This window comes from Geodermatophilus obscurus DSM 43160 (assembly GCF_000025345.1).
GTDB lineage: Bacteria > Actinomycetota > Actinomycetes > Mycobacteriales > Geodermatophilaceae > Geodermatophilus > Geodermatophilus obscurus.
Map to the genome: position 1 here is coordinate 3571769 of NC_013757.1, position 15142 is coordinate 3586910.

Annotated in this window: 13 protein-coding genes; 5 read left to right on the forward strand and 8 right to left on the reverse strand. The window is 74.9% G+C overall.

Going from position 1 to position 15142, the window contains the following annotated elements:
* Nucleotides 1–82 precede the first annotated feature (82 nt).
* The 3 genes from GOBS_RS16645 to glnA all read right to left on the reverse strand — a co-directional run bounded on the left by GOBS_RS16645 (nt 83) and on the right by glnA (nt 5530).
* A complete protein-coding gene (locus GOBS_RS16645; RefSeq protein WP_012949428.1) occupies nt 83–3196 on the reverse strand; it encodes a bifunctional [glutamine synthetase] adenylyltransferase/[glutamine synthetase]-adenylyl-L-tyrosine phosphorylase in 3114 nt (1037 codons plus the stop codon).
* Nucleotides 3193–3933 (reverse strand): type 1 glutamine amidotransferase, encoded by a 741-nt coding sequence (locus GOBS_RS16650; protein WP_012949429.1) that lies wholly within the window; start codon nt 3931–3933, stop codon nt 3193–3195. The genes GOBS_RS16645 and GOBS_RS16650 overlap by 4 nt, the downstream gene beginning before the upstream one ends.
* A 256-nt stretch (nt 3934–4189) precedes the next feature.
* A complete protein-coding gene (glnA, locus tag GOBS_RS16655) occupies nt 4190–5530 on the reverse strand; it encodes a type I glutamate--ammonia ligase (protein WP_041242394.1) in 1341 nt (446 codons plus the stop codon).
* A gap of 259 nt (nt 5531–5789) precedes the next feature.
* Between glnA and GOBS_RS16660 the strand changes: the two genes are divergently transcribed.
* Nucleotides 5790–6629 carry a slipin family protein gene (locus GOBS_RS16660; RefSeq protein WP_012949431.1) on the forward strand — a complete coding sequence of 280 codons (840 nt, stop codon included), beginning with the start codon at nt 5790–5792 and terminating at the stop codon, nt 6627–6629.
* A 23-nt stretch (nt 6630–6652) separates the two neighbouring features.
* Here GOBS_RS16660 and GOBS_RS16665 read toward each other — a convergent pair whose 3' ends face one another.
* On the reverse strand, nt 6653–7048 hold the full coding sequence (locus GOBS_RS16665; protein WP_012949432.1) for a DUF4345 family protein: 396 nt from the start codon (nt 7046–7048) through the stop codon (nt 6653–6655).
* An 82-nt stretch (nt 7049–7130) separates the two neighbouring features.
* Between GOBS_RS16665 and GOBS_RS16670 the strand changes: the two genes are divergently transcribed.
* Nucleotides 7131–8966: an NAD+ synthase gene (locus GOBS_RS16670; protein ID WP_012949433.1), complete on the forward strand. Its 1836-nt coding sequence runs from the start codon at nt 7131–7133 to the stop codon at nt 8964–8966.
* Nucleotides 8963–9793, forward strand: a complete 831-nt coding sequence (gene panB / locus GOBS_RS16675; protein WP_012949434.1) for a 3-methyl-2-oxobutanoate hydroxymethyltransferase — start codon at nt 8963–8965, stop codon at nt 9791–9793. Before GOBS_RS16670 ends, panB begins: the two co-directional genes overlap by 4 nt.
* Before the next feature lie 112 nt (nt 9794–9905).
* Here the strand turns inward: panB and npdG are convergent, their stop codons facing one another.
* The 3 genes from npdG to GOBS_RS16690 all read right to left on the reverse strand — a co-directional run bounded on the left by npdG (nt 9906) and on the right by GOBS_RS16690 (nt 11387).
* Complete coding sequence (gene npdG / locus GOBS_RS16680) at nt 9906–10601, reverse strand: NADPH-dependent F420 reductase (RefSeq protein ID WP_012949435.1); 696 nt, start codon at nt 10599–10601, stop codon at nt 9906–9908.
* A 90-nt stretch (nt 10602–10691) separates the two neighbouring features.
* Nucleotides 10692–10874, reverse strand: coding sequence for a hypothetical protein (locus GOBS_RS16685; protein ID WP_012949436.1), 183 nt, complete (start codon nt 10872–10874; stop codon nt 10692–10694).
* Nucleotides 10875–10916: 42 nt separating this feature from the next.
* Nucleotides 10917–11387 (reverse strand): cupin domain-containing protein, encoded by a 471-nt coding sequence (locus tag GOBS_RS16690; RefSeq protein WP_012949437.1) that lies wholly within the window; start codon nt 11385–11387, stop codon nt 10917–10919.
* 119 nt (nt 11388–11506) lie between these two features.
* On the opposite strand from GOBS_RS16690, the gene GOBS_RS16695 reads away from it, so the two are divergent.
* The gene (locus GOBS_RS16695) at nt 11507–12652 is read left to right on the forward strand and encodes a GGDEF domain-containing protein (protein ID WP_243697524.1); all 1146 of its coding nucleotides are present in this window, start codon (nt 11507–11509) and stop codon (nt 12650–12652) included.
* Nucleotides 12653–12758: 106 nt separating this feature from the next.
* Nucleotides 12759–14069: a M24 family metallopeptidase gene (locus GOBS_RS16700; RefSeq protein WP_012949439.1), complete on the forward strand. Its 1311-nt coding sequence runs from the start codon at nt 12759–12761 to the stop codon at nt 14067–14069.
* Between the two features lie 78 nt (nt 14070–14147).
* Here the strand turns inward: GOBS_RS16700 and GOBS_RS16705 are convergent, their stop codons facing one another.
* Entirely contained in the window at nt 14148–15140 is a 993-nt protein-coding gene (locus GOBS_RS16705) for an SDR family oxidoreductase (protein WP_012949440.1), read from the reverse strand.
* Nucleotides 15141–15142 lie beyond the last annotated feature (2 nt).

The following is a 15142-nucleotide window of genomic DNA, read 5'->3' on the forward strand; positions in this document are numbered from 1 at the left end:
CGACCCGGGAGTCCCTCGTCCAGGTGCCGGGCGTGCGCCGGGGGCTCGGTGGGGCTCCTGGGACCCGGCCGAGGGCGTCCGGTCAGCTGCCGGGCTGTCCGTAGAAGACCTGCTCGACGACGCCGCGCGCGTGCCGGGTGGCCCGCCGGTAGTCGTCGAGGAACTGCCCCGGGTCGGCGTCCGGGCCGTACCCGCTCGCCCGCGCGACCCCGGCCAGCTCGGCACCGGGCCGGGGCAGCTGGTCGCTGGGCCGCCCGCGGACCAGGAACACCGCGTTGCGGGCCCTGCTGGCCAGCTCCCACGCCCGCTGCAGCGCCTCCGCCTGGTCGTCGTCGAGCAGGCCGGCCTCCCGCAGCGCGGTCAGCGCGGCCACCGTCGAGGTGACCCGCAGCTCCGGGTGCTCGCCGGCGTGCTCCAGCTGCAGCAGCTGGGCGGTCCACTCGACGTCGGCCAGCCCGCCGCGGCCCAGCTTGGTGTGCGTGGTCGGGTCCGCACCCCGCGGCAGCCGCTCCCGCTCGACCCGGGCCTTGATCCGGCGGATCTCGGCGACCTGGTCGGCCGAGACGCCCCCGGCCGGGTAGCGGATCGGGTCGACGAGCTCGACGAACGCCGCGCCCAGGGCCTCGTCGCCGGCCACGGGGACGGCGCGCAGCAGGGCCTGCACCTCCCACACCGACATCCAGCGGTCGTAGTACTCGCGGTAGGAGTCCAGGCTGCGCACCAGCGCCCCCTGCCGGCCCTCGGGCCGCAGGTCGGCGTCGAGCTCGAAGGCCGGATCCGGTGCCGGCTCGCCGAGCAGCCGGCGCAGCGTGTGCGCGACCGCGTTGGCCGCCGCGGTCGCCTGCCCGTCCTCCGCGCCCGGCCGGGGCCGGTGCACGAACAGCACGTCGGCGTCCGAGCCGTAGGCCATCTCCCCGCCGCCGAGCCGGCCCATGCCGATGACGGCGAGGTCGGTCGGGAGGTCGCCGGGCGCGGTGCCGGTCTCGGCGGCGTGCGCCCGAACCGCGACGTCCAGGCCGACCTGCAGCATGGCGACGGCGATGTCGGTCAGCCCGCGGCCGACCTGCCCGACGTCGAGCATGCCGAGCAGGTCCGCGGCGGCGACCCGCAGCAGCTCGTGCCGGCGCAGCCCGCGCAGCACCCGGATGCCGGCTCCGGGGTCCGCGGCCCGCCCGGCCGCCTGCCGCCACGCCGCGGCGAGGGCCGCCGCGGTGCGCGGGCGCAGCTCGTCGTCGTCGGCGAGGATCCGCAGCGCCTCGGGGGTGCGGGTCAGCAGCGCGGCGACGTACTGACTGGAGCCCAGCAGCGCGGCCAGCCGCTCGGCGACCTGCCCCTCGTCGCGCAGCAGCCGCAGGTACCACTGGTTGCCGCCGAGGGCCTCGCTGACCTTGCGGTAGGCCAGCAGCCCGGCATCGGGGTCGGCGCAGTCGGCGAGGGTCTGCAGCACGACCGGCAGCAGGTACTTCTGCATCGACGCCGACCGCGACACCCCGCCGGTGAGCGCGGCCATGTGCCGCAGCGCGCCGTCGGGGTCGGCGAAGCCGAGCGCCCGCAGCCAGTCGCCGGCCGCCTTCGACCCCAGCTGCGCGGCCTCCGGCGGCACCTTCGCCACGGCCGACAGCAGCGGCCGGTAGAACAGCTTCTCGTGCAGCCGGCGCACCTCGCGGGTGTGCAACGACAGCTCGGCGTCGAGGACGGCGACGGCGTCCCCGCGGTGGTCGGGCTTGTAGCCCAGCGACCGGGCCAGCCAGCGCAGCTGCTGCTCGTCGGTGGGCAGCAGGTGGGTGCGCCGCAGCCGGAGCAGCTGCAGCCGGTGCTCCACGGTCCGCAGGAAGCGGTAGGAGGCGATCAGCGTGTCGGCGTCGTCGCGGCCCACGTAGCCGCCGGCGCGCAGGGCGTGCAGCGCCGGCAGCGTGCCGCCCACCCGGAGCCGCACGTCGACCCGCCCGTGCACCAGCTGCAGCAGCTGGACGGCGAACTCGACGTCGCGCAGCCCGCCGCGGCCCAGCTTGAGCTCGCGCTCGGCCTGGGCGGGGGGGATGTTGTCCAGCACTCGCCGGCGCATCGCCTGCACCTCGCCGACGAAGCCGGGGCGCTCGCCGGCCTGCCACACCAGCGGGAAGAGCTCCTCGACGTATTGCCGGCCGAGGTCCGGGTCGCCGGCGACCGGGCGCATCTTCAGCAGCGCCTGGAACTCCCAGGTGCTGGCCCAGCTGCGGTAGTAGGCCGCGTGGTTGGCCAGCGTGCGCACCAGCGCTCCGGCCTTGCCCTCGGGCCGCAGCGCGGCGTCGACCTCCCAGGCCGCCTCGTGGCAGATGCGCATCAGCGCGGCGGCGACCCGGGTGGCGCTCCTCAGCGCGGGCGCGGTGTCGGCCTCCGAGGGGTCGACCGGCTCGGCCACGAAGACGACGTCGACGTCGCTGACGTAGTTGAGCTCCCGGCCACCGGTCTTGCCCAGCGCGATGACCGCCAGCCGGCAGGCGGCGGCGTCGGCGGGCTGCTCGGCCACGGCGACGGCCAGCCCGGCGGTCAGCACGGCCGCGGCGATGTCGGCGAGCTCGGCGGCGACGTCCTCGGCGGCCAGGCCCTCCCCGAGGTCGCGCCCGGCGACGGAGAGGATGGCCCGCCGGTAGGCCAGCCGCAGGTCGGCGGCCCGCTGCGGGTCGGCGTCCGGCGCGCCCCTGCCCAGCCGCACGCCCCAGGGCGGGTCGTCGGGGTCGGCGCCGACGGCGACGAGCATCTGCCGCTCCAGCGCCTGCGGCGTGGGCCGGGTGGGGCCGCGGCCGTCGCCGTCACCGTCGCCGTCGAGGACGGTCCAGTCGCCGGGGTGGGCGGCCAGGTGGTCGGCCAGGCCGGAGCTGGCGCCGAGCACGCCGAGCAGCCGGGAGCGCAGCAGCGCCGAGCCGCGCAGCCGGGCCAGCAGCGCGGCGGCCGAGCCGCCGGAGGGGTCAGCGGCGTCCAGGGCCTCGATCAGCCGGCGCAGCGAGCGGACGGCGAGGTCGGGGTCACCGGTGCGGGCCAGCGCGGAGACGACCGGGCCGGCCTCGGGGTCGGCGGGCTCGTTGCGCTCGAGGTCCCACAGCCCCATCTCCGGCTCGGACAGCAGGCGGGCGGCCCGCTCGCCGTCGAGGAACCCGAACCGGACCAGCCGGACGACGGCTCGGCGCGGGATCTCCGGCGCGCTGCTGGTGGTCACGCCGCACCCGCCCGGGCCCGGGCGCGGCTGCGCACCAGGTCGGCGAAGCGGCCGGCGAACGGCGCCCACACCTCCTCGAGGTCCGGGTGCACCGCGGCCGCGCGGGCGCAGATCGTCTCCCGGTCGAACGGGCTGGCGGCCACGCCGACGACGTCCTGCTCGGCCCACTCCGCGACGATCTCCGGCGTCGTCTCGATGTGGAACTGCAGGCCGTAGACGTGCTCCCCCACCCGGAACGCCTGGTGCGCGTAGGCGGGGTTGCTCGCCAGCAGGGTGGCCCCGCGTGGCAGCTCGGCGATCTCGTCGTGGTGGAACTGGATCACGTCGGGGGTCATCGGGAGCGGGCGGAAGAGGGGGTCGGAGTCGGCGGCGTCCCGCTTGGCCACCAGGGTGGCGCCGACCTCGGGCCCGTCGACGCCCTTCCGCACGCGGCCGCCCCCGACCTCGGCGAGCAGCTGGGCGCCCAGGCAGACCGCCAGCGTGGGGACGTCGTCCCGCAGGGCCTCGGTCAGCAGGCGGCGGACCCCGACGAGCTCCGGGCTGGTCTGCTCGTCGTCCATCGCCGACTGCGGGCCGCCGAGGACGAGCAGCCCGTCGGAGCCCTCGAGGGTCGCCGGGAGCTCGTCGCCGGTGCCGAGGCGGCGCTCGTCGAGCTCCAGCCCGGCCGCGCGGAGCCACTCCCCCAGCCGGGCCGGCGGATCGGTCTCGGAGGGGACGACGACGAGCAGGCGGGCCACGCGCCGAGGGTAGTTCGCGCCGCGCGCCGTGTTCGGACCGGAGCGGCCCCTCCTGCAGAGGCCCGCCGCGAGCGGGTGACGAGATGGAACGGCCTCGTCGCAGGGACCCGCGCCGAGCCTGCGAGGTGCGGGGGGAGTGAGGTGCTGGAACGGCTCCCCTGCAGGGACCCGCCGCGAGCAGGTGACGAGATGGAACGGCCTCGTCGCAGGGACCCGTGCCGAGCCTGCGAGGTGCGGGGGGCGACGAGGTCCTCTCTCAGAGGCCGGGCAGGTAGCGCTTGAGCTCCCACGGGGTCACGTTCTGCCGGTAGGCGTTGAACTCGGCCCACTTATTGCGCAGGAAGAACTCGAAGACGTGCTCGCCGAGGGTCTCGGCCACCAGCTCGCTGCCCTGCATGGCGGTGAGCGCCTCGCCGAGGGACACCGGGAGGTCCTCGTAGCCGGCGGCGCGGCGCTCGGTGTCGGTGAGCGACCAGACGTCGTCCTCGGCCTCCGGCGGTAGCTCGTAGCCCTTCTCGATGCCGCGCAGCCCGGCGGCCAGCAGGATCGCGAAGGTGAGGTAGGGGTTGCACGCGGAGTCCGGCGAGCGGACCTCCACCCGGGCCGACTGGCCCTTGTTCGGCTTGTACGAGGGCAGCCGCACGAGCGCCGAGCGGTTGGCCCGGCCCCAGGTGGCCGCGGTCGGCGCCTCGGTGCCGGCCAGCAGCCGCCGGTAGGAGTTCACCGTCTGGTTGGTGACGGCGGTGTACTCCTTGGCGTGGACGAGCAGGCCGGCGATGAACTGCTTGCCGGTGGTCGACAGCTTCATCGGGTCGGCCGGGTCGTGGAAGGCGTTGCGGTCGCCCTCGAACAGCGACAGGTGGGTGTGCATCGCCGAGCCCGCCAGGTCGGTGAACGGCTTGGGCATGAAGGTGGCGTGCACGTGCTGCGCGAGCGCCACCTCACGGACGACGTGCCGCAGCGTCATGATGTTGTCGGCCATCGACAGCGCGTCGGCGTAGCGCAGGTCGATCTCCTGCTGGCCGGGCGCGACCTCGTGGTGGCTGAACTCCACCGAGATGCCCATCGCCTCGAGCGCGAAGACCGCCTCGCGGCGGAAGTCGTGGGCGACGTTGTGCGTGGAGAGGTCGAAGTAGCCGCCGTTGTCGGCCGGCTCGGGCGGGCTGCCGTCGCTGGGCTGGTCCTTGAGCAGGAAGAACTCGACCTCGGGGTGGGTGTAGAAGGTGAAGCCCATGTCGGCGGCCTTCGTCAGCGCCCGGCGCAGCACGTGCCGCGGGTCGGCCCAGGACGGCGAGCCGTCGGGCGTGGTGAGGTCGCAGAACATCCGCGCGGTGTCGCTGGAGCCGCCCTTGGCCGACGGCATCACCTGGAAGGTGCCGGGGTCGGGCTTGGCGAGCATGTCGGACTCGTAGACGCGCGCAAAGCCCTCGATCGCCGAGCCGTCGAAGCCGATGCCCTCGGCGAAGGCCGCCTCGATCTCCGCGGGCGCCACAGCCACGGCCTTGAGGTAACCGGAGACGTCGGTGAACCACAGCCGCACGAAGCGGATGTCGCGTTCCTCGAGGGTGCGCAGGACGAACTCCTGCTGTCGGTCCATGCTCGCCATGATCGCGTCCAGTCGTTTCCGTGGGGTGACGTCCGCCCCCCAGCCTGCCCCGTCGCGCCGATCTGCACACGGGGCCCCGGCGACGGCGGGCGGCTGCGGCGCCGCGCCGGCGACACCCACCGGCGCGCACCGGCACCGGAGGGGGTCCGGGGCGGCCGGAGTCGATCTAGCATGTGACCGCCAGCACGAGGGCGGCGCGGCCACGGGCGCGACCCCGCGTCCGGCCGCGGCGCCGCTGGCGGAGGGCGAGATGGACGTCGTTCTCGCACTGGTCGTCATCGCCGTGCTCGGGCTGCTGGTGCTCGTGGGCGCGAGCGTCCGGGTGGTCACCCAGTACCAGCGCGGAGTGGTCCTGCGGTTCGGCCGGCTGCTCGGCGACGCCCGGCCGCCCGGCCTGACCGTCATCGCGCCGGGCATCGACCGGATGCACAAGGTGAACATGCAGATCGTCACCATGCCGGTGCCGGCGCAGGAGGGGATCACCCGCGACAACGTCACCGTCAAGGTCGACGCGGTCGTCTACTACCGCGTGTTCGACCCGGTGCGGGTCGTCGTCGACGTGCAGAACTACCAGGCCGCGATCGCCCAGGTCGCGCAGGCGTCGCTGCGGTCGATCATCGGCAAGAGCGATCTCGACGACCTGCTGTCCAACCGCGAACGGCTCAACCAGGGCCTCGAGCTGATGCTCGACAACCCGGCCGTCGACTGGGGCGTGCACATCGACCGGGTCGACATCAAGGACGTCGCGCTGCCGGAGTCGATGAAGCGGTCGATGTCCCGGCAGGCGGAGGCCGAGCGCGAGCGCCGGTCCCGGGTGATCACCGCCGAGGGCGAGCTGCAGGCCTCGCAGAAGCTGGCGCAGGCCGCTCAGGTGATGGCGACCCAGCCGGCCGCGCTGCAGCTGCGCCTGCTGCAGACCATGGTCGAGGTGGCCGCGGAGAAGAACTCCACCGTCGTCCTGCCGTTCCCCGTCGAGCTGCTCCGCTTCCTGGAGCACGCCACGCCCCCGTCCTCGGAGGCCCGGACCCCGAGCGCGGCCGGTGACCTGCCCGTCCTCCGGCCGACGACCCCGCCGGTGCCCGCGAGCTGACGTGCCGGCTCCGGCTCGGGCGCTCAGCCGGTGCGGCGGCTGCCCCCTGCCTGCGCTGCCGCCCGCAGCGCCACGGCGAGCGCCGCCTCGAGGGCGAGGAAGGCGCCGCTCGGCCGGGCGGTGAGCCGGCGCTCGGCCACGCACCCGGCCGACCGCGCGACGGCCATGCCGGCGCCGGCGGCGCCCACCGTGCGCAGGACGGCGTCGTCCCCGGGTGTCGATCCCGACGCCGCGGTCAGGGACGCCGCGAGGGCCAGCGGGATGCCGGCGTGGACCGCCCGGACCTCCGTCCGCGCGTCGGGTGTGCCGGCGGCACCGCCGAAGAGGGCCGGCACCCGTGCGGGCGCGAGCGCGGCGACGACGCCGATGTCGGCACAGGCCCCCGCCGCCGAGCGGCGCAGGTGTCCTCGCAGGGTCATGCGGCGGAGGCCAGGCGTCGCGTGATCGTCCGGCCAGGTCCCCGCCTGGCCGCGTTCCGGGGGCGCGGACCAGGATGGGCACGTGAGCGAACCCGTGCAGCTCCGCGTGGCCCTGGCCCAGGTCGACACCCGCGTCGGCGACATCGCCGGCAACGCCGCGCTGGTCACCACCTGGACGGCGATCGCCGCCGAGGACGGCGCCCACGTCGTCGTCTTCCCCGAGATGACCCTCACCGGGTACCCGCCCGAGGACCTCGTGCTCCGCGAGTCCTTCGCGCAGGCCAGTGAGAAGGCGCTGGTCGAGCTCGCCGGCGACCTGGCCGAGCGGGGGCTCGGCGACACCGCGGTCGTCGTCGGCTACCTCGCACACACCGAGGGCATTGGCCCGGCGACGACGGAGTCGATGCCCGGCGACGACGACCGCCCGGCCGACGCCAACCCGCGCCGCGGCGCACCCCGCAACGCCGCCGCGCTCCTGCACGGCGGCGAGGTCGTCGTCCGCTACCACAAGCGGCACCTGCCCAACTACGGCGTCTTCGACGAGGCCCGCTACTTCGTGCCCGGCACCGAGCTGCCGGTCGTGCGGCTGCACGGGGTGGACGTCGCGCTGACCGTCTGCGAGGACCTCTGGGTCGAGGGCGGTCCGTGCGGCGTCGCCGGGGAGGCCGGCGTCGACCTGGTGCTCTCCCCCAACGCCTCGCCCTACGAGCGGGCCAAGGACGACCTGCGCCTGCCGCTGGTCCGCCGCCGGGCGGCCGAGGCGCGGGCCACGGTCGTCTACTGCAACCAGGTCGGCGGCCAGGACGAGCTGGTCTTCGACGGCGACTCGATGGCCGTGGCGCCGGACGGCGAGCTGCTGGGCCGCGCGCCGCAGTTCGTCGAGCACCTGCTGTGCGTCGACCTGCGCGTCGACCGCTCGGCCGTGCCCGACCGGCGCGAGGGCCGGTTCGGGCCGATGACGGTCACCCGGCACGTGCTCTCCGAGGAGCCGGTGCCCGCGTTCGACCCGCGGCCGGCCTCGGTCGCCGAGCCGCTGTCGGACTGCGAGGAGGTCTGGCGGGCGCTGGTGCTGGGCCTGCGGGACTTCATCGACAAGAACGGCATGCCCTCGGTGGTGCTCGGCCTCTCGGGCGGCATCGACTCCGCCGTCTGCGCCGCCCTCGCCGTCGACGCGCTGGGCGCCGACCGGGTGTACGGCGTCGGCCTGCCGTCGCGGTACTCCAGCGAGCACTCGCTCGCCGACGCCGAGGACCTCGCCCGGCGGACCGGGCTGCACTACTCCGTCGTCCCGATCGCGCCAATGGTCGACGCCTACCACTCGTCGGTGGAGCTCAGCGGGGTCGCCGCGGAGAACCTGCAGGCGCGGGTGCGCGGCACGCTGCTGATGGGGTTGTCCAACCAGCACGGCCACCTGCTGCTCACGACCGGCAACAAGAGCGAGATCGCGGTCGGCTACTCCACGCTCTACGGCGACTCGGCCGGCGGCTTCGCCCCCATCAAGGACGTGCCGAAGACGCTGGTCTGGGCCCTCGCCCGGTGGCGCAACGAGTACGCGCGGGGGCGGGGGGAGACCGAGCCGATCCCGGTCAACTCGATCGAGAAGCCGCCGTCGGCCGAGCTCGCCCCCGGCCAGGTCGACACCGACTCGCTGCCCTCCTACGAGGAGCTCGACGCGGTCGTCGCCGACTACGTCGACCGCGACCTCGGGATGGGCGAGCTGCTCGAGCGCGGCCACGACCCGGAGGTGGTGGCGCGGGTGCTGCGGCTGGTGGACGCCGCGGAGTTCAAGCGCCGGCAGTCCGCGCCCGGAACGAAGATCAGCCTCAAGGCGTTCGGACGCGACAGGCGGCTGCCCGTCACCAACCGGTGGCGGGAGACGCTGCCCACCGTCCGTGAAGGAGCGGCATCACACCCATGACGGAATCGGTGCTCTACGGCGGGACGTCCACCGCCCGGGTGCGGGTGCACCACCTGCAGCAGGCCAAGGAGCGCGGCGAGAAGTGGGCGATGCTCACCGCCTACGACACCTTCAGCGCGACCGTCTTCGAGGAGGCCGGCATCCCGGTGATGCTGGTCGGCGACTCCGCCGGCAACGTCGTCCTCGGGCACACCTCGACCGTGCCGGTCACCGTCGAGGACATCCTGGGGATGACCAAGGCGGTCACCCGCTCGACGAAGCGGGCGCTCATCGTGGCCGACCTGCCCTTCGGCAGCTACGAGGCGTCGCCGCAGCAGGCGTTCGCCACCGCCGTCCGGATGCTGAAGGAGGGCGGCGCGCAGGCGGTCAAGCTCGAGGGCGGGGTGCGGGTCGCCCCGCAGACCCGGATGCTGACCGAGAACGGCATCCCGGTGATGGCGCACGTCGGTTTCACGCCGCAGAGCGAGCACGCCCTCGGCGGCTTCCGGGTGCAGGGCCGCGGGGCCGGGGCCGAGCAGCTGCTGACCGACGCGCACGCCGTCCAGGAGGCCGGGGCGTTCGCCGTCGTCCTGGAGATGGTGCCGGCCGAGATCGCGGCGCAGGTGACCAAGGAGCTGTCGATCCCCACGATCGGCATCGGCGCCGGTGTCGACTGCGACGCCCAGGTGCTGGTCTGGCCGGACATGGCCGGTCTCACCAGCGGCCGGGTGCCGAGGTTCGTGAAGAAGTACGCCGACCTGCGCGGCGAGCTGCTGCGGGCTGCACGCGAGTACGCCGACGAGGTCCGCAGCGGCGTCTTTCCGGGGCCCGAGCACTCCTTCGACTGATCGTCGGCTCCGCGGCCGGCGCCCAGTGGGCAGTTGCGGTCGCCGACACGGTCGGACACGCCGCGGAGAGCGACCGCAACTGCTCACTCGCGCCGGGAACGGCGGTCCTTCGTCAGACGTCGGTGACGCGGATGCCGGCGTGCGCCTTGTACCGGCGGTTCACCGACACCAGGTTGATCGTCAGGGCCTCGACCTGGCGGGCGTTGCGCAGCCGGCCGGCGTAGATGCCGCGCATGCCCGGCAGCCGGCCGGCCAGCGCCTGCACGGTGTCAGTGGCCTCACGGACGTCGCCGACGACCATCACGTCGCCGTCCAGGGTGGGCCTGGAGAGGTCCTCAAGCAGCCGCGCCGACAGGTGGTGGAAGGCGCCGACCACGTGCGAGTCGGGCAGCAGCGCGGCGGCCTGCTGGGCCGCCGACCCCTCCGGGACGTCGAGCACGTACGCGCCGAGCTCGTCGAAGGCCATGGGGACGACGCAGTCGACGACGACCTTGCCGGCCAGCGGGGTCGCGAGCTCCGCGAGGGTGTCGGCGTGCCCGGCGTAGGGGACGGCGACCACGACCAGGTCGGCCGCGCCCGCGACGTCGACGTTGGCACCGCCGGTCACCGAGACGTCGGTGCCCCCGGCTGCGGCAGTGGCCCGCTCGGCGACCTGCGCCGCGACCTCACCGGCCCGCTCGGCGTCCCGCGACCCCAGCAGCACGCGCTGCCCGGCCGCCGCCAGCCGGACGGCGAGCCCGCGGCCCTGCGGACCGGTGCCGCCCAGCACGCCGACGACCAGTTCCTCCACCGAGCGTCCGTCGGTCACGCGTCCTCCTCCTGCGCCGCCGGACCGCCCGGCGTCATCGCCGCCGATCATGCCCTGGTCACGGAGCGTGGGGAGGAGGGTGGTCCTCCTTCAGTCGCCCTGCCACCGCCGGTCCTCCTCGGTCAGCTGCTGCTCGCGCTCGGCCACCGACTGCAGTGCGTGCTCGGCCTCCTCGCGGGTCGCGTACGGGCCCAGGCGGTGCCGCTCGGCGCACCCGTCCCGGTCCTCCACGGTGTGGTGCTTGAGGCAGTAGAACCACGGTCCCTGCGCCATGTGCGTCCTCCTCGGTCGTCGTCCGCTGGCGTTCCTTCCCGGTCAGACGTCGACCATCACCTGGTCGTGCCGGGCGTAGAAGGCGGTCATCTCCTCCGGGGACGGCGTCCGGCCGCTGCGGCGCAGCTCGGCCATCTCGGCGAAGAACTGCTCCCGGGCGGTGCCGGGCGCGAAGAGGATGAGGAAGTCGGCCGGCTCGTCGCCGTCGTTGCGGAAGCCGTGCACGCCGCGCTCGTGCACCAGCGCGAAGTCCCCCGCCGAGTACGGCCGCCACGCCCCGTCGGCGTACACGGTGAGCCTGCCGGAGACCACGTAGAACGACTCGGAGAACGTCTGGTGGTAGTGCGGCGCGGCGCCCGGGCTGTGCGGCGCGAGCCGGTACTCGACCAGGCCGAAGCGGCCGGCGGTCTCCGAGCCGGGCGCGACCATGCGCAGCGCGCTGGTCCCTGCCTCGACCATCGGGTGCTCGGCGAGGGTGCGGACGACGACCGTGCCGGGATCCGGGTGGGACACGGCCGTCACCCTGGCACCGCCGCGCGGCGACGTCGACCCGTCCCGCTCACTGGGACGTTGGGGAACGACTGCGCAACGGAACTCCCTGTGAGGCCGCTGTGTGCGGCATGCTGCCCCCCGTGACGGGGTGGCGACGCAAGGACACCGACACACTCGTCAGGCGGTACGGCCCAGCCGTCAGCCCGGGGCCGGAACACCGGATCGCGGTGCTCGCCCTTGCCGCGCTCACCTTCGTCGCCGGCCTCATCGGCATGGCGAACCTCTTCGTCGACGGGACGCTGCACCAGGGCGCCACCCGCAGCAGCTACACCGTCGCGATGGCCGCCTGCCTGGCGGCAGCCGTCGCGCTGGCTGTCCGGCAGCGGATCGGCCGGTGGCAGACCTTCGGGCTGGTGCTGCTCGTCGAGGTCGTCTACGTGATCGTCGTCCTCAGCATCTCCGAGCCGGCGCAGGCGACCCCGCTGATGCTGCTGTTCCCCTCGTTCGTCGCCGCCTGGTTCCTCGGCACCCGGATGCTGGGCGCCACCATGCTCGCGACGGTGGCGGCCTGCACGATCGCCCTCGAGCACACCTATGACGGTGTCCTGACGATCGCCGTGCAGGTGGCGATCAGCGCCGGCGCCCTGAACACCGCGGCGTTCGGCGTCCACGTGCTGCGCCGCCGGGTCCAGCGGCTGCTCGAGGCCACGCAGGCGCTGTCCCACCAGGACCCGCTCACCGGGCTGGCCAACCGGCGCTTCCTCCTGGAGCAGGCCCCGAGGGTCTGGCGACAGGCCCGCCGCGAGGGGTCGCGGGTGGCCGCGATGGTCCTGGACCTCGACCACTTCAAGCAGCTCAACGACGCCCACGGTCACGCCGCCGGGGACGCCGTGCTGCGGGCGGTGGCGACGTCCCTGGCGGCCACGGTGCGGCCCAGCGACGTGCTGGCGCGCACCGGCGGTGAGGAGCTGATCGTGCTCGGGCTGGTCAGCGACCCGGCCGAGGCGCACCGACTGGCCGAGCGGCTGCGGGCGGCGGTGCGCACCAGCCGCACCGACGAAGGGCACGCGGTGACCGCCTCGATCGGCATCGCGCTGGACCGGCCGGTGGACGGCGAGGAGGCCGGCGACGCGATGTGGCGGCTGGTCGACCGCGCCGACGGCGCCATGTACGCGGCCAAGCAGGCCGGCCGCGACCGCGTGGCCGCCGTCCTGCCCCGGCAGCGCAGCGGGCGCTTCGCCGACAGCATGGCACCGACCGGACGCGCGACCGGCGGAGCCGCCTGAAGCAGGACCTCGGCCTCCTCATCCACTCGCCGGCTGAGCGCGGGCCCGGGGCGAGGCCGCCACCGTTCGACCTGTGGCGACGCCGGTTGTCTGCTCCACTCTCCCCATGACGCTCGTCGCGCCGGACCCGACCCGCACGGTGCCGCTGCCGCTGCGCGAGCAGGCCGACGTCCGCGACCGGTGGCTGACCCAGCGGCTGCTCGACCTGCTGCCCGGGCTGATGGACCGCGCCGGCATCGACCTGTGGCTGGTCGTCGGCCGCGAGTACAACGAGGACCCGGTGCTGGCCACGCTGCTCCCGGCCACCTGGCTCTCGGCCCGCCGGCGCACGATCCTGGTGCTGCACCGCAGCGACGACGGCGTCACCGCGGCGGCGGTCTCGCGGTACCCGGTGGGCCAGTTCCTGCCGGCCTGGTCCCCCGATGCCGGCGGGCGGCCGCCGGCCGAGGACGCCCAGTGGGCTGAGGTCCGCCGCATCGTCGAGCAGGCCGCCCCGCAGCGGATCGGCATCGACGTCTCCGCGGACTTCGCCCTCGCCGACGGGCTGTCGCACACCGAGCACCGTCGGCTCACCGAGGCGCTGGGGCCGTGGGCCGACCGGCTGGTGCCGGCCGAGGACCTCGCGGTCGGCTGGCTGGAGACCCGGCTGCCGGAGGAGATCGCCGTCCTGGATCGGCTCAACCGGCGGGTGCGCGAGGTGGTCGAGGAGGCCTTCTCCCCCGCCGTCCTGACCGCCGGTGTCTCCACCGGCACCGACCTGGCCTGGTGGCTCCGCCAGCGGCTGTCCGACCTGGGCGTCGAGCCGTGGTTCCACCCGGTGGTCGACGTGCAGCGCGCTGGGGTGGCGCCGCGCTGCGAGCAGGGCGCGCTGCTGCCGGCCGTCCCCTTCGACGTGCCGGTGGAGCCCGGCGACCTGGTGCACTGCGACGTCGGCCTGTCCAGCCTCGGCCTGAAGACCGACAGCCAGCGCAACGGCTACGTGCTGCGCCGCGGCGAGACGGACGCGCCGGCCGGTCTGCGGCAGGCGCTGGCCGTCGGCAACCGGCTGCAGGACCTCACCACGGCGGAGCTCGTCGCCGGACGGACCGGCAACGAGGTGCTGGCCGCGGTCCGGTGCGCCGCGGCGGCCGAGGGCATCGACGGCGACGTCTACTCGCACCCGGTCGGGGTCCACGGCCACGGCGCGGGACCGGCGATCGGCCGGTGGGACGACCAGCGCGGCGTCCCCGGCGCCGGCGACCGGGTGCTGCACCCGGACACCGTCTACGCCCTCGAGCTGTGCGTGCGGGTGCCGGTGGCCGAGTGGGGCGGCCAGCCGGTGCGCATGGCGCTGGAGGAGGGCGTGGCCCTCACCGAGGACGGCGTGAGCTACCTCGGCGACCGGCAGACCGAGCTGCTGCTCATCCCCGACGCCTGAGGAAGGACCCCTCCAGGGGTGGCCCCGTCCAGGGCACCGCCCCGAGCTGGCGAGGGGACGGGAGGACGGGGTCCTCGCTCAGGCCGAGGGACGCCGCCGGATGGCCCGCAGGAGCAGCTCACCCGGTCGTGCCACGGCGCCGGCGACCCGAGTGACCGGGCTGGTGGTCAGCACCTGGTCCGCGTAGGCGCCGCGCACCCGGCCGGGGCCCGGGGTCGGGGTGTCGAGGATGTCGGTGCCGTCGTCGGGCCGGTCGGTGGTCTGCAGCTGTCGGCCGGTCACCGACAGCAGCGCGTCGGTGAGCGCGGGACTGAACCGCTGCCCGGCGATGAAGCCCAGCGCGGCGTCGCCCACCGGGACCTCCCGCCGCGGGTGCACCGACGCCCGTACGACGGCCTCGGCGACCAGCTCGGGCGCGTAGACGGGCGGCGGCGGCTTGGGCATCCAGCCGAGCTTGGTGCGGGCGTGCTCGAAGAAGGGCGTGGCGATGCCGGCGGGCAGGATCTGGCTCACCTCGACCGGCGACCCCTCCTCGGCCAGCTCCATCCGCAGCGCGTCGTAGAAGGCCCGCAGCGCGAACTTGCTCGCCGAGTACGGCGCGTGCAGCGGGATGGACCGGTAGCCCTCCACCGAGCCGATGCCGATCAGCACGCCACCGCCGGCCCGCTCCAGCGCCGGGACGGCGGCCTGCGCGGCGGCCACGTGACCGATGTAGTTCACCTCGGTGACCCGGCGGAACTCGTCGAGGTCGATCTGCTTGACCGACCCCCAGATGCCGACCCCGGGCACGGTCACGAAGGTGTCGATCCGGCCGAAGCGGGCCTCGGCGGCGTCGACCAGCGCCCGGACGGCGGCCTGGTCGGTGATGTCGGTGGGGACGGCGACCGCCTCCGCGCCCTTCCGCGTGAGCTCCTCGACCAGCGTGCCGAGGGCCTCCTCACCGCGGGAGGCGACGACGATGCGGGTGCAGCCCTGCCGCGCGAACTCCAGCGCGGTCGCTCGCCCGATGCCGCTGGAGGCACCGAGGACGACGACCACCTGGTCGCTGACGGGACGTCGGGTGTCGGCCATGC

Excerpts from the sequence above, each read along its gene's own strand:
- GOBS_RS16685 (WP_012949436.1), bottom strand. The coding sequence starts at position 10,874 with ATGGCGCAGGGACCGTGGTTCTACTGCCTCAAGCACCACACCGTGGAG.
- GOBS_RS16705 (WP_012949440.1), bottom strand. The coding sequence starts at position 15,140 with ATGGCCGACACCCGACGTCCCGTCAGCGACCAGGTGGTCGTCGTCCTC.
- GOBS_RS16665 (WP_012949432.1), bottom strand. The coding sequence starts at position 7,048 with ATGACCCTGCGAGGACACCTGCGCCGCTCGGCGGCGGGGGCCTGTGCC.
- GOBS_RS16660 (WP_012949431.1), top strand. The coding sequence starts at position 5,790 with ATGGACGTCGTTCTCGCACTGGTCGTCATCGCCGTGCTCGGGCTGCTG.
- glnA (WP_041242394.1), bottom strand. The coding sequence starts at position 5,530 with ATGGACCGACAGCAGGAGTTCGTCCTGCGCACCCTCGAGGAACGCGAC.
- GOBS_RS16700 (WP_012949439.1), top strand. The coding sequence starts at position 12,759 with ATGACGCTCGTCGCGCCGGACCCGACCCGCACGGTGCCGCTGCCGCTG.
- panB (WP_012949434.1), top strand. The coding sequence starts at position 8,963 with ATGACGGAATCGGTGCTCTACGGCGGGACGTCCACCGCCCGGGTGCGG.